Source organism: Nonomuraea rosea (assembly GCF_039539705.1).
Classification (GTDB): Bacteria; Actinomycetota; Actinomycetes; order Streptosporangiales; family Streptosporangiaceae; genus Nonomuraea; species Nonomuraea rosea.
Map to the genome: position 1 here is coordinate 588269 of NZ_BAABDQ010000004.1, position 11841 is coordinate 600109.

Consider the following 11841-nt stretch of genomic DNA (forward strand, 5'->3'; position numbering starts at 1 on the left):
GTGGCGAGGTGGAGCCACCCGGCGGTGGTGGCCCTGTCGGCGGTCCGCTCGATGGAGGACCGGGCCGCGGCGACCCGGCGCATCGACGCTAGAGTCGTCGGCGTGGAACGGATCTTGGAGGCGGCCTCGGCGGCTCTCGGCGAGCAGGTCAGCCGGCCCATCGACCTGGGCGGGAGCACGCGCAGCAGCGTCCTGCGGTGCGTGACGGCCGACGGCGGCACGGTCGTGGTCAAGGCGTACCAGGACGCCGTGGGCTTCGCGGCGGAAGTGGCCGGACTGCCGCTCGGCGGCGGGTACGGTCCCCGGCTGCTGGCGGTGGACCCGTCCTTCCCGCTGGTCGTCATGTCGGACCTCGGCGCCGCGCCGAGCCTGGCCGACGTGCTGCTGGGGGAGTCCGCGCGAGAGGCACGCGAGGGTCTGCTCACGTGGGCACGGACGTACGGGCGGATCGCGGTGGCCGGCGCGGGACGACAGGACGAGTGGGAACGGTCGCGGGCCGCCCATGCGGAGGACGGCAGCGGCTGGCGTCCCTTCCGCGACGCGAGCGACCTGGCGGAGGTGCTGCCCCTCGCGCCTCCGGGGCTCGACGGCGAGCTGGCGGAGCTGGTGGCGAGCTACGGCCGCTACCGCGTGTTCTCCCCGGGCGACATCTGCCCGGACAACAATCTGCTGACCGCGGACGGAATGCGGGTCCTCGACTTCGAGGGCTCCGGTTACCACTCCGCCTTCCTCGAAGCGGCCTACGTACGCATGCCGTTCGCGACGTGCTGGTGCGTCTTCCGGCTGCCGTCCGGGCTGGCGGCGGAGATCGAGGCCGCTTACCGCAAGGAGGTCATCGCCGTCCACCCCGACCTGGCCGACGACCGGCTGTGGGAGACGGGGGTGCGGCTGGCCATGGTCACCTGGACGATCCACATGACCTGGGTCCTGCTGCCGCGGGCGCGCAAGCGGGACCGGCCGATGCATCACACCCGGACGCCGGTGCCGAGCGAGCGCCAGTTGCTGCGCTACCGGTGGAGCCGCCTGCTGGCGGAGCTCGACCGGGACGGATCCGGGTTCGCCGCGGGACCGGGGTGATCGTCGCGGGCGTCTTCAACGGCGGCATCCTGGCCGATCCGGGTCCCGGCGCCTACTACGACTACGCCCCGGCGACCGAGCCGGTGCTCAAGCGGGCCCGCGGGCTGGCCGCGCGCTGCGCCGCGTACGACGTGCCGCTGGCCGCCGCCGCCCTGCAGTTCCCGCTGCGCCACCCGGCCGTGACCGGCGTCGTCGTCGGAGCGCGCAGCCCCGAGGAGGTGGCCGAGGATCTGAAACTGGCCGCCACCCCGATCCCCGACCGCCTCTGGGCCGAGCTGGACCCGCGATGAGACGGCCGGATCCCGCCACGACCTCCACCGACTGATGGACACCTCATGAGCCGTATCGACGCGCACCACCACGTCTGGGACCTCGACGCCCGCCCGCACGCCTGGCTGGACTCCGAGAAGATGGCGCCGGTCCGCCGCACCTTCACCCTCGACCGGCTCGCAGGCCACGCCGCCGCGGCGGGGGTCACCAGGACCGTGCTGGTGCAGGTGCTCCCCGACGTGGCCGAGACCCGGGAGTTCCTGGCCCTGGCCGCCGGATCCGAGGTGGTCGCGGGCGTCGTGGGCTGGATCGACCTCACCGCGCCCGACGCCGCCGGCACCCTGGCCGCGCTGCCTGAAGGCTTGGTGGCCGTCCGCCACGGCGTCCAGTCCGAGCCCGACCCGGCCTGGCTCGCCCGCCCCGACGTCCGGCGCGGGCTCGCCGCCGTCGAGGCCGCCGGGCTGGCCTACGACCTGCTCACGCTGCCGCACCAGCTCCCGGCCGCCATCGGCACCGTGGCCGCGCTGCCCGGGCTGACGTTCGTGCTCGACCACCTGTCGAAGCCGCCCATCGCCGCGGGCGAGCTGGAGCCGTGGCGCACGCGGATCCTGGAGCTGGCCGCCCACCCCAACGTCTACTGCAAGCTGTCCGGGATGGTCACCGAGGCCGACTGGGCGTCCTGGCAGGTGGCCGACCTGCGGCCGTACGCCGAGACCGTCCTGGAGGCGTTCGGGCCCGAGCGGGTCATGTTCGGCTCCGACTGGCCGGTGTGCCTGCTCGCGGCCGAGTACGAGCAGGTCGCGGCGGCCGCGGACGAGCTGTGCGCGGGACTGTCGGAGAGCGAGCGGGCCGACGTCTTCGCGGGGACGGCCCGCCGCGCCTACCGCCTCTCCGACTAGCTCCGCCTCAGGCCGTCTCGACACGGAACGTCGTGCGGTACGTGCGTGACTCCTCCGGGCCGAGCCAGATCATGCTGCCGTCCTGCCTGGCCGCCGCGTCGCCCGACACGTGGTGCGTGGACGGCTCCAGGCCGACCGCGTAGTTGCCGGAGCGCAGGTTCAGCCACTCGAAGAAGCACGGGAACTCCTCCGCCCGCCACTCCACGCTCACCTTCATGCCGAGCCGGTCGTTGACCACCGCCACCCGGTGCAGGCCGTCCTCCGCGGGGGTGAGCGCGTGCTCGTACACCTGCTCCACGAACCCGGGCACCGGGCCTGGGAACGTCAGGTGATCGGCCTTCTGCTCGGCGACGCTGTCGCTCTGCCAGAGCGTCTCGCGGATGTCCGCCTCGAACCTGGCGCCCTCGTCGAGCAGCGGCCAGCCGAGGTTGATGTGGTAGAGGAACATGTGCGGCGTCGGCTCGAACCCCGCGTTCGTCACGGTGTCCACCAGCCGGATCTCGTCGCCGCCCAGGTCGGCCTCGATACGGCGGACCAGGCGCAGGTTCTCCCCGAAGACCGTGGCCTGCCGCACCTCGCCCTCGGCCCACAGGACGCAGCGCTCGCCGTCCCAGCGCTCGCCGTAGCCGGTCAGCCTGGCGGGCAGGTTGCCCGCCCGGCCGTGCAGGCCGTGCCGTACGGACTGCTTGGGCGGATACCGATAGGTGCCGGCCGGCACCTCACCGCCGAACAGCGTGTGGTCGAGCCCCGCCGTGACGATCAGCCCGGAGAACGAGCGCAGCCACGACAGCCCGTCCTCGTCCGCGTTCTCGTGCAGCCCCGGGTGGCGGAAGCCGGTGGGCGAGCGCCAGCCGAACGAGCGCCCGGCGTGCTCGGCCGCCCCGATGTCCATGCACCGGTCGACCAGCACGTCGAAGGCCAGCCCCGAGCCGGTGCGGAACTCCAGCGTACGGATGCCGCGCTCGGCCCCGTCGCCGAGCGTCACCAGCCGGACCCCGCCGGCCGCGCTCAGGTCGCCCGTCAGCTCGGCCAGCTCCCTGCGGGACGGCGTCATGCCATCACCCACCCTCCGTTGACTTCGATGGTCTGCCCGGTGACGAACGAGGCGTCCCGTCCGGCGAGGAAGGACACCACGGCGGCCAGCTCCTCGGGCTTGCCGCGCCGCTGGAGCGACTGCCGCTCCAGGACGAACCGCTCGTACGCCTCAGGGTCCGCGTGGATCTCCTCGGCCGCCGTCGGGAACGCGCCGGGGGAGACGCAGTTGACGCGGATCTCCTTCGGGCCCAGCTCGCGGGCCAGCGCCCTGGTGAGCGCCGCCGCCGCGCCCTTGGTGGCGACGTAGGCGGCCAGGTCGGACCAGCCGCCGTGCATGGTGATCGAGGCGATGTTGACGATCGCGCCCCCGCCCAGCTCGCTCATCTGCCGGGCCGCGTGCTGGGCCGCCAGCCAGTAGGCCCGCTGGTTGACCGCGTGGACGGTGTCGTACTCGGCCAGCGGCACCTCCAGGAAGGGCCTGGCCGGGTAGACGGCGGCGTTGTTGACCAGGATGCCGACCGGGCCGAGCCGCGCGGCCGTCTCGGCGAACGCGGCCTCGATCGCCGCCGGGTCGCGCAGGTCGGTCTTCAGGTTGAGCGCGCCTTCGAGCGAGCCCGCGTCCAGGTCGAGTGCCGCCACCTGGTGGCCGTCGGCGGCCAGGCGGCGGACGATCGCCCTGCCGAGCGCGCCCGCCGCGCCCGTGACGAGCGCCGTGGTCATTGCTTACTCCATTCCTTGTGCAGGTTCCTGAGCAGGTCGCGGGGGTGGTCTCGGGCGAGCAGCCCGTCGCGGATCAGCGCGGAGGACCTCTCCTGCAAGGCGATGTAGCCGGGAAAGCGCGGCCTGATCCAGGCGGCGTCCATCGTGGCCCTCGTGTCGCGGTAGAAGCCGGCGCTCTCCCAGGCGGCCCGTGCGGCGGGCTGCCCGCCGGTGGCCGGGAACAGCCCGGTCTGCACCGGCTCCGACAGCAGCCGGCGCAGGTGGGCGCGGACGGCGTCGCGCAGCTCGCCGATGCGCCGCCCGGAGACGGCCAGCCCGGTGCCGCCGAGCACGCTGCCCGGCTCGCGTCCCGGCCAGGAGGGGGCGTCGGTGAAGGTCAGCGGGTAGGTGGCGTAGCCGTACACGAGGGGGCAGCAGCCGGCCGCGCCGTCTGACAGGGCGTCGAGCACGCCGATCGGGTTGAGCACCGAGAGCTCGCGGTCGGCCAGGGCCAGCAGCTCCGCCATGAGCTCCAGCGCCCGCGTGCCCGCCTCCTCGTCGCGGAAGTCGCCCGAGCACAACGCGCAGAACATGAGGAACGCGTGCGGCCCGCCCAGGCACAGCGCCAACCGCGTGTCCCTGGCGAACTCCGGCAGCTCCGGCCACGTCCCCGGCATTTCCACGCCCGGACGGGCGGCGGCCACCTGGGTGGCCGCGTCGAGCGGCAGCGCCCACTGGCGGCCGTCCAGGTGGTAGCTGTCGAAGCTACGGCCGACCGAGCCGGAGCGCAGGCTCTGCAGCTCGGCCGGCCCGAACAGGTCATCCATCGGGACGAGCGCGTCCACCGCCGCGCCCAGCCCGGGATGGTCGATCACCAGCACGTCGTAGCGCCGGCACAGCTCCGCGATCGGCTCGGACTCGAACCCCTCCAGCGGCTGCCGGTCCCACTCGATCGGCTCGGGCACGTCCCCGTACGGGTTCGCGCCCGCGAGGTCCAGCCGGGTCAGCTCGTCGAGCGGGGCGTAACCGCGCGGGTGGTCCCAGGTCAGTCCTCGCATGCCAGCACGCCCTCCGCCACCAGCTCGGCGGTGCGGTCCGCCGGGTAGCCGAGCTCTTCGAGCAGCTCCCTCGTGTGCTCGCCGACCAGCGGCGCGCCCCTGCGGACGGCCGGCGGGGCGGCGCTGAGCCCGTAGGGGAAGCCGGGCGTGGTGACCGTGCCCTCGGTGCGGTGGTCGTAGGTGACGAACGAGCCGTTGTGCCGCACCTGCGGGTCGGCCACCAGGTCGGCGTAGCCGTACACCGGGCCGGCCCACAGGTCGTGGCGGGCGCAGATCTCCAGCCATTCGGCCGTGGTGCGCTCGGGCAGCCGGCGGGCGACGATCGCGGTGATCTCGTCGCGCCTGGTGTGCCCGTCGGCGTCGCCGTCCATGCCGGCCAGCTCGGGCAGGTCGAACGCGACGGCCAGGGCGTCCAGCCTGGGCATGCCGAGCGCGAGGTGGCCGTCCTTGGTGGCGAAGACGCCGTACGGGGCCCGGATGTAGGTGTGGCCGTGCGGCTCGCGCCCGCGCCGCTGCGGAACCCCGCCGACCGTGAAGATCGACAGCTCCTGCATCTGCACGGCGATGGCCGCGTCCAGCATGTTGACGCTCACCCGCTGGCCCTCGCCGGTGCGCTCGCGGTGCAGCAGCGCGGCCAGCGCGCCCTCGAACGCGCTGTAGGCGGTGATGGCGTCGATGGCGTACGTGCCGGCCGGCGCGGGCGGGTCGCCCTCGCGGCCGGTGCTGAGCATGGCGCCGCTCATGGCCTGGAGCAGCAGGTCCTGGCCTGGTCGCGCCATGTAGGGGCCGGTCTCGCCGTACCCGGACATGGAGACGTAGACGATGCGCGGGTTGAGCGCGCTGATCGTGTCGTAGTCCATGCCGAGCCGCTCGGCCACGCCCGGACGGTAGTTCTGCAGGAACACGTCCGCCGACGCGGCCAGCTTGTGCACGATGTCGCGGCCCTCGTCCGACTTGAGGTTCACGGCGAGGCTGCGCTTGTTGCGGTTGAGCGACAGGAAGGAGGCGTTGACCCGGTTGCCGGTGGCCCCGCCCGCGGGGGCGTGCCGCTGCCACTCGCCGGTGACCGGCTCCACCTTGACCACGTCCGCGCCCAGGTCGCCCAGCCGCATGGCGGCCAGCGGCCCCGCCATCGCGATGGACAGGTCGATCACGCGGTAACCGTCGAGAACGCCCATCAGCGCCCCTCGAACACGGGCTCGCGGCGCTCGGCGAAGGCGGCTCTGCCCTCGGCGGCGTCGGCGGTGGAGAAGCAGACCGTCTGCAGGTCGCGTTCGTACTGGATGGCCTGGTCGAGCGGCATCGAGTAGGCCGCCTTGAGGTTGGCCTTGGCCGTCTGCGCGGCGATCGGCGGCCGGGCGGCGATCCGCCCCGCCAGCTCGCGCGCGGCCTTCACCAGCTCGTCCTTCGGGTACACGTCGGTGACCAGCCCCCAGGCCACGGCGCGCGCGGCGTCGATGGGGTCGCCGGTGAGCAGCATGGTGGCCGCGTTGCCCGGGCCGACCGCATGCGTGAGCAGGGCCGACTGGCCGCTGCCGCCGATCCAGCCGAGCTTGATCTCCGGCGCGGCGAACGTCGCGGTGTCGGCGGCCAGCCGGATGTCGCACGCCATGGCCAGCTCCAGGCCGCCGCCGTAGGCGTAGCCGTTGACGGCGGCGATGATCGGCGTGCGCAGGGCGCGGACGGCGTCGCCGTAGTCGCCGCGGTTGCGGAACTCCCACGGCGTGGCGTACTCGTCGAGCTCGCCGATGTCGCTGCCGACGCAGAACGAGCGCTCGCCCGCGCCCGTGAGCACGGCCGCGCGGATGGCGGGGTCGGCGTCCACCCGGCTCAGGCAGGCGCGCAGCGCGGCGGCCATGTCGGGCGTGATGGCGTTGAGCTTGGCTGGTCTGTTGAGGGTCACGACGGCCACGGGGCCGTCCACGTCGAGGAGGACGTCCAAGGGATCGCTCATTTCTGGCAGCGGATTCTTCAGCGGCGGAGGTTCTAGCAGCAGAGTCGTACGTGTTGCTCGGCGTCGGCGCGGGCCACCTCGACCACGTCGCGCATGGCATCCTCGGCCTTGCGGTGGTGCCGGCGCCTGATCGCCACGGCCACCCGCTCGTGGCCGGGCAGCGTTTCCTTGTTGTGCGCCACCGAGCGGGTGTGCACCTGGCGCACGGACCGCAGGGCGATGCTGATCATGTCGTAGATGTAGAGCAGCAGGTCGTTGCCTGCGGCGGCGAACACCGCCTTGTGGAAGGCCAGGTCCGCCTCGATGAAGGGCTCGGGGTCGTCGGCGGTCGCGTACAGCGCGGCGAGGGCTTCGTCGATGCGCCGGACCGCCGCCGCGTCCGCCCGCTCGGCCGCGACCCTGGCCGCGCCGGGCTCCAGCGCGACCCGCAGGTCGGCCAGCACCTGGATGTCCCCGGGTGCCGGCTCGGGGACGAAACGCCAGGCCAGCACGTCGGCGTCGAGCAGGTTCCAGGACTCGCGGGGGCGCACGATGGTGCCCGCGCTCCTCCTGGTCTCCAGCAGGCCCTTGCCGGCCAGGACCTTCACGCCCTCCCGTACGGCGGAGCGGCCCACGCCCAGCTCACCGACCAGCTCCTCCTCGATGGGGATGGCCGTGCCGGGAGCCAGGGCCCCGCTGACGATGCGGGCGCCGAGGGTCTGAACCACCTGGACATGCCGGGCGGCGTCCCTCTGGGGATCTGTTGCCACGCTCGGCACGCTATCGGGCGAGCCCGGCTTTTCATAGACCTTTCATCCGATGAAGTTCGAGTTTCATCTGATGAAGTCATGAGCACTTAACATTTCGCACACTTGGTAGTACCTTCCTGCAAAGTGGTACTACCAATTGCCGGGCGAGGTGGATCGACATCGGCACAGACCCCGTTTCCGACGCCCTCGCGGACCTGATCCGCGAGCTGGGCGAGGGCGGCAGGCTGCCGCCCGAGCGTGAGCTCGCCGAGCGGCTGAGCGTCAGCCGCACGGCGCTGCGCGACCGCCTGCAGCTCCTCGAAGGGCTCGGCGTGCTGCGCAGGCGCCAGGGCTCCGGCACGTACGTGCAGCGCCTGGCCCCCCAGGGCCTGGAGTTCGCCCTCGACCTGGCCCTGTCGGCCAGCCACCTCAGCATCGAGTCCCTGCACTCGGTACGCGTGGCGCTGGAGCGCCAGGCCGCCAGGGAGGCGGCACGCAAGGGAGACCCCATCGCGATCGCCCACGTGGGCAAGGCGCTGGCCGACATGGAGGCCGCCGTCACCGGCGAGGACATCGACCGCGCCGACTTCGCCTTCCACCAGGCGCTCCTGCACGCCACCGGCAACGCCGCCCTGACCTTCTTCGCCGACGCGATGACCGGCGTCCTGTTCCGCGCGGTGCGCCAGCGCCGCGACCGGCTCAAGACCCACCCGCGCGACAAGGAGGTCTCGGTGGCGGCGCACCGGCCGCTCTACGACGCGCTGCTGGCCGGCGACGAGAACGCCGCCGGCCAGGCCAGCGACGACCACTTCCAGGTCTGGCACGACCTGTTCACGCACCCCCGGATGGAGAGGCCATGACGAAGAGACTGGGACTGATCCACACCTCGGCGACGCTGGTCGACGTGTTCGCGAAACTGTGCGCCGAGCGGCTGCCCGGCGTGGAGACGTTCAACATCGTCGACGACAGCCTGATCAAGAACACCATCGCGGCGGGCCGCCTCACGCCGCAGACCGCGCGCCGCGTCGCCGGGCACATCGGCTCCGCCGAGGCCGCGGGGGCCGACCACATCCTGGTGACCTGCTCCTCGATCGGCGCGGCGGTCGAGGCGGCCGAGCCGCTGACCGGCGTGCCGGTGACCAGGGTCGACCAGCCGATGGCCGACAGGGCCGTCGCGCTGGGCCGCAGGATCGGCGTGCTCGCCACCCTGGCCACCACCCTCGACCCCACCGCCGACCTGGTACGCAGGCGGGCCGCGGCGGCGGGCGCCGAGATCGAGCTGACGGCCAGGCTGTGCGAGGGCGCGTTCGAGGCGCTGATGGGCGGTGACGCCGCGACCCACGACGCCCGCGTGGCCGCCGCGCTCGCCGAGCTGGGCGCGGAGGTGGACGTGATCGTGCTGGCCCAGGCGTCGATGGCGCGCGTGGCCGGCACGGTCGAGTCGAAGGTGCCCGTCCTGGCCAGCCCGCCGCTCGCCATGGACCACCTGGCGGCGGAGCTCTGCCGATGAGCGAGGAGACGTCCGGGGGGCGCGAGCTGACCGTCGCCACGTACCGGATCCTCACCCGGCTGCCGCTGGAGCAGGCGGTCGGCGCGATCGCGGGGGAGCAGAGCACCGGCACGTTCGTCAGCGTGCGCGGTGAGACCGACGAGCTGCGCGCCCGGCACGGCGCCATAGTGCTGGAGCTAACGGAGATCCCCGTGCCCCTCGTGGACGCGCTCCCGGGCGCGCGGGGCGACGGGCCGCTCCGCGCGGCCCTGGTCAGGATCGGCTTCCCGCTGGAGAACACCGGGCCCTCGCTCACGAACCTGTTCCCGGTGGTTTCCGGCAACCTGTACGAGCTGCGCGAGCTGGCCGGCCTCAAGCTGGTGGACCTGGAGCTGCCCGCGGCCTTCGGGGAGGCGTACCTGCCTGCCCGGTTCGCCGTCGAGGGCACGCGGCGGCTGACCGGGCGGCCGGAGGGCGTGCTGATCGGCACCATCGTCAAGCCGAACGTCGGCCTGCGTCCCGCCGACTACGTGGACCTGGTGCGCGAGCTGGGGCTGGCCGGGGCCGACTTCATCAAGGACGACGAGGTCAACGGCGACTGCCCGCCCGCCCCGCTGCCGCAGCGGATCCGCGCCGTGACCTCCGCGCTCGACGAGGTGGAGCGGCGGACGGGTCGGCGGCCGATGTACGCCTTCAACATCAGCGACGAGCCCGACCGGATGCTGCGCAACCACGACCTGGTGGTGGCGGCCGGGGGCACCTGCGTGATGGTCAACCTGAACGTCGTCGGCTTCCCCGCCGTCGCCATGCTGCGGCGGCACGCCCGGGTGCCCATCCACGCGCACGTGACCGGCATCGGGGCGCTGGCCCGGCATCCCGGGCTGGGGATCGGGCACGTGGCCTACCAGAAGCTGGCCCGGCTCACCGGGATCGACCACCTGCACTGCGGGGGGTTCCACAGCAAGTTCTACGTCACGGACGACGAGGTGACGGCCATGGTGGGCGCGGTGCGCGAGCCGCTGCTCGGGGGCTTCCCGTGCCTGCCCGTGCTGTCGTCGGCCCAGTGGGCGGGCACCGCGCCGGTCGCGCTGGAGCGAACCGGCACCACCGACCTGCTCGTCCTGGCCGGGGGCGGGGTGCTGGGACATCCGGACGGGGCGGCGGCGGGCATCACCAGCATCCGGCAGGCGTGGGCGGCGGCGGTGGCGGGGGTGCCGTTGCACGAGGTGGACGAGCCGGAGCTGGCCCGCGCCCTGGAGCACTTCGGCGGGGTGGTGCACAGGTGACGCGCCCGGTGATCGTCTCATGACGCTGTTCGCCTTCGTCGCCGACGACTTCACGGGGGCGACGGACGCGCTCTGGCAGTTCAGGCGGTTCGGCCTGACCGGCTCCCTGGTCACGGACGTGGCCGAGCTGCACTCCAGGGACGACGTCATCGGCCTCGCCACCACCGCCAGGGCGTCGGGCGACCCGGCGGCGGTGGTGCTGCCGGCGTTCCGGGCCCTGGCGGAGCTGGGGCCGCTGGTCATCCAGTACAAGGTCTGCTCGACCTTCGACTCCTCGCCGTCCTGCGGGAGCATCGGCGCGGTCGTGGCGGCCCTGCACCGCGAGGGCCTGGCCCGCCGCCCGGTGCCGGTGCTGGCGGCGCAGCCGGAGCTGGGCCGGTACACGTGGTTCGGCACCCATTTCGTACGGGTGGGGGACGAGGTGCACCGGCTCGACCGGTACCCGCCCATGCGCGACCACCCGGTCACTCCGGCGACCGAGGCCGACCTCCGGCTACGCCTGACCGAACAGGGCGCGGGACCCGTCGGCTGGCTGCCGGCGGATCCGACGGGGGAGGCGTACTCGGCGAGGTCCGGGGACTCCGGGCCTCTTGGGGACGCTGCCTTCGTCGCGGATGCGATGACCGAGGCGCACGTCCGCGCCCTGGGCCGGCTGCTGCTCGCCGACCGGTCCGGCGAGGGCCCGCTGTGGTGCGTCGGCTCGGGCGGCCTCAGCTACGCCCTCGCCTCCGCACAACACACCACGCCTCCCGTCTCCGGGCGGGGGGATGGTGGGGGCGGGGTGCTGGGGCCGGTCGCGCCGGTGCTGGTCGTCTCGGGGAGCAGGTCCGCGATCACCGCCCGCCAGATCGACACGGCCGAACGGGCGGGCTGGCTGGTGCTGGACGCCTCCCCGGACGTCGTCGCGCTCGCCGAGGACAGCCTGCGCGCGGGGCGGCACACCATCGTCCAGACGACCCGCGGCCCGGCCCGCGACCCCGCGGCCATCGGGCGGCTCCTCGGCCGCGTCGCCGCCCACGCCGTACGGTCCGGGCTGGTGCGGCGGCTGGTGGTGGCGGGCGGCGACACCTCGGGCCAGGTGGTGGCCGCACTCGGCGCACGCTCACTGGACGTGGTCGCCACGCTGGCGGCGGGCGGCCCGGTGTGCGTGCTGTCCGCAGAAGACCCGGCGTGCGACGGGCTGGAGGTGGCGCTGAAGGGAGGCCAGGTGGGCGGGACCGACTACTTCCTGCGGGCCGCCGCCGGCACCACCCTGGAACGCTGACCGGCGACCCGGCCCCGCGTACGTGCGGGTCGTCCGGTACGCCTGCCCCGCGTAAGGCGAACCGGTGCACTGGGGCGCGTCC

Annotated in this window: 13 protein-coding genes; 7 read left to right on the plus strand and 6 right to left on the minus strand. The window is 73.7% G+C overall.

The genetic code is table 11. The annotated features are described in order from the left end of the window. The 3 genes from ABEA43_RS13650 to ABEA43_RS13660 are packed head-to-tail and all read left to right on the plus strand — an operon-like array spanning nucleotide 1 to nucleotide 2246. Nucleotides 1–1077 carry a hypothetical protein gene (locus ABEA43_RS13650; protein ID WP_345561688.1) on the plus strand — a complete coding sequence of 359 codons (1077 nt, stop codon included), beginning with the start codon at nucleotides 1–3 and terminating at the stop codon, nucleotides 1075–1077. Next, on the plus strand, nucleotides 1074–1367 hold the full coding sequence (locus ABEA43_RS13655; RefSeq protein WP_345561689.1) for an aldo/keto reductase: 294 nt from the start codon (nucleotides 1074–1076) through the stop codon (nucleotides 1365–1367). Before ABEA43_RS13650 ends, ABEA43_RS13655 begins: the two co-directional genes overlap by 4 nt. A gap of 45 nt (nucleotides 1368–1412) precedes the next feature. Further along, on the plus strand, nucleotides 1413–2246 hold the full coding sequence (locus ABEA43_RS13660; protein ID WP_345561690.1) for an amidohydrolase family protein: 834 nt from the start codon (nucleotides 1413–1415) through the stop codon (nucleotides 2244–2246). Nucleotides 2247–2253: 7 nt separating this feature from the next. Here ABEA43_RS13660 and ABEA43_RS13665 read toward each other — a convergent pair whose 3' ends face one another. Genes ABEA43_RS13665 through ABEA43_RS13690 form a run of 6 tightly spaced genes read right to left on the minus strand, consistent with a single transcriptional unit; the run spans nucleotide 2254 to nucleotide 7741 of the window. After that, on the minus strand, nucleotides 2254–3300 hold the full coding sequence (locus ABEA43_RS13665; protein ID WP_345561691.1) for an aldose 1-epimerase family protein: 1047 nt from the start codon (nucleotides 3298–3300) through the stop codon (nucleotides 2254–2256). Further along, entirely contained in the window at nucleotides 3297–4001 is a 705-nt protein-coding gene (locus tag ABEA43_RS13670) for an SDR family NAD(P)-dependent oxidoreductase (protein ID WP_345561693.1), read from the minus strand. Before ABEA43_RS13670 ends, ABEA43_RS13665 begins: the two co-directional genes overlap by 4 nt. Beyond that, nucleotides 3998–5038 carry a hypothetical protein gene (locus tag ABEA43_RS13675; RefSeq protein WP_345561694.1) on the minus strand — a complete coding sequence of 347 codons (1041 nt, stop codon included), beginning with the start codon at nucleotides 5036–5038 and terminating at the stop codon, nucleotides 3998–4000. Before ABEA43_RS13675 ends, ABEA43_RS13670 begins: the two co-directional genes overlap by 4 nt. Continuing rightward, entirely contained in the window at nucleotides 5026–6216 is a 1191-nt protein-coding gene (locus tag ABEA43_RS13680; RefSeq protein ID WP_345561695.1) for a CaiB/BaiF CoA transferase family protein, read from the minus strand. The genes ABEA43_RS13675 and ABEA43_RS13680 overlap by 13 nt, the downstream gene beginning before the upstream one ends. Next, the gene (locus ABEA43_RS13685) at nucleotides 6216–6992 is read right to left on the minus strand and encodes an enoyl-CoA hydratase/isomerase family protein (protein ID WP_345561696.1); all 777 of its coding nucleotides are present in this window, start codon (nucleotides 6990–6992) and stop codon (nucleotides 6216–6218) included. The genes ABEA43_RS13680 and ABEA43_RS13685 overlap by 1 nt, the downstream gene beginning before the upstream one ends. A 32-nt stretch (nucleotides 6993–7024) precedes the next feature. Beyond that, nucleotides 7025–7741: a FadR/GntR family transcriptional regulator gene (locus tag ABEA43_RS13690; protein ID WP_345561697.1), complete on the minus strand. Its 717-nt coding sequence runs from the start codon at nucleotides 7739–7741 to the stop codon at nucleotides 7025–7027. A gap of 158 nt (nucleotides 7742–7899) precedes the next feature. Between ABEA43_RS13690 and ABEA43_RS13695 the strand changes: the two genes are divergently transcribed. From ABEA43_RS13695 to ABEA43_RS13710, 4 genes are read left to right on the plus strand one after another with little or no spacing between them, the layout of a single operon-like run. After that, entirely contained in the window at nucleotides 7900–8580 is a 681-nt protein-coding gene (locus ABEA43_RS13695; protein ID WP_345561745.1) for a FadR/GntR family transcriptional regulator, read from the plus strand. Next, a complete protein-coding gene (locus tag ABEA43_RS13700; RefSeq protein WP_345561699.1) occupies nucleotides 8577–9230 on the plus strand; it encodes an aspartate/glutamate racemase family protein in 654 nt (217 codons plus the stop codon). Before ABEA43_RS13695 ends, ABEA43_RS13700 begins: the two co-directional genes overlap by 4 nt. Further along, on the plus strand, nucleotides 9227–10495 hold the full coding sequence (locus tag ABEA43_RS13705; protein WP_345561701.1) for a RuBisCO large subunit C-terminal-like domain-containing protein: 1269 nt from the start codon (nucleotides 9227–9229) through the stop codon (nucleotides 10493–10495). Before ABEA43_RS13700 ends, ABEA43_RS13705 begins: the two co-directional genes overlap by 4 nt. Before the next feature lie 19 nt (nucleotides 10496–10514). After that, complete coding sequence (locus tag ABEA43_RS13710; RefSeq protein ID WP_345561703.1) at nucleotides 10515–11759, plus strand: four-carbon acid sugar kinase family protein; 1245 nt, start codon at nucleotides 10515–10517, stop codon at nucleotides 11757–11759. Nucleotides 11760–11841 lie beyond the last annotated feature (82 nt).

Coding starts and splice junctions, on each gene's coding strand:
- ABEA43_RS13705 (WP_345561701.1), top strand. CDS start 9,227: ATGAGCGAGGAGACGTCCGGGGGGCGCGAGCTGACCGTCGCCACGTAC.
- ABEA43_RS13665 (WP_345561691.1), bottom strand. CDS start 3,300: ATGACGCCGTCCCGCAGGGAGCTGGCCGAGCTGACGGGCGACCTGAGC.
- ABEA43_RS13675 (WP_345561694.1), bottom strand. CDS start 5,038: ATGCGAGGACTGACCTGGGACCACCCGCGCGGTTACGCCCCGCTCGAC.
- ABEA43_RS13680 (WP_345561695.1), bottom strand. CDS start 6,216: ATGGGCGTTCTCGACGGTTACCGCGTGATCGACCTGTCCATCGCGATG.
- ABEA43_RS13700 (WP_345561699.1), top strand. CDS start 8,577: ATGACGAAGAGACTGGGACTGATCCACACCTCGGCGACGCTGGTCGAC.
- ABEA43_RS13670 (WP_345561693.1), bottom strand. CDS start 4,001: ATGACCACGGCGCTCGTCACGGGCGCGGCGGGCGCGCTCGGCAGGGCG.
- ABEA43_RS13660 (WP_345561690.1), top strand. CDS start 1,413: ATGAGCCGTATCGACGCGCACCACCACGTCTGGGACCTCGACGCCCGC.
- ABEA43_RS13685 (WP_345561696.1), bottom strand. CDS start 6,992: ATGAGCGATCCCTTGGACGTCCTCCTCGACGTGGACGGCCCCGTGGCC.
- ABEA43_RS13710 (WP_345561703.1), top strand. CDS start 10,515: ATGACGCTGTTCGCCTTCGTCGCCGACGACTTCACGGGGGCGACGGAC.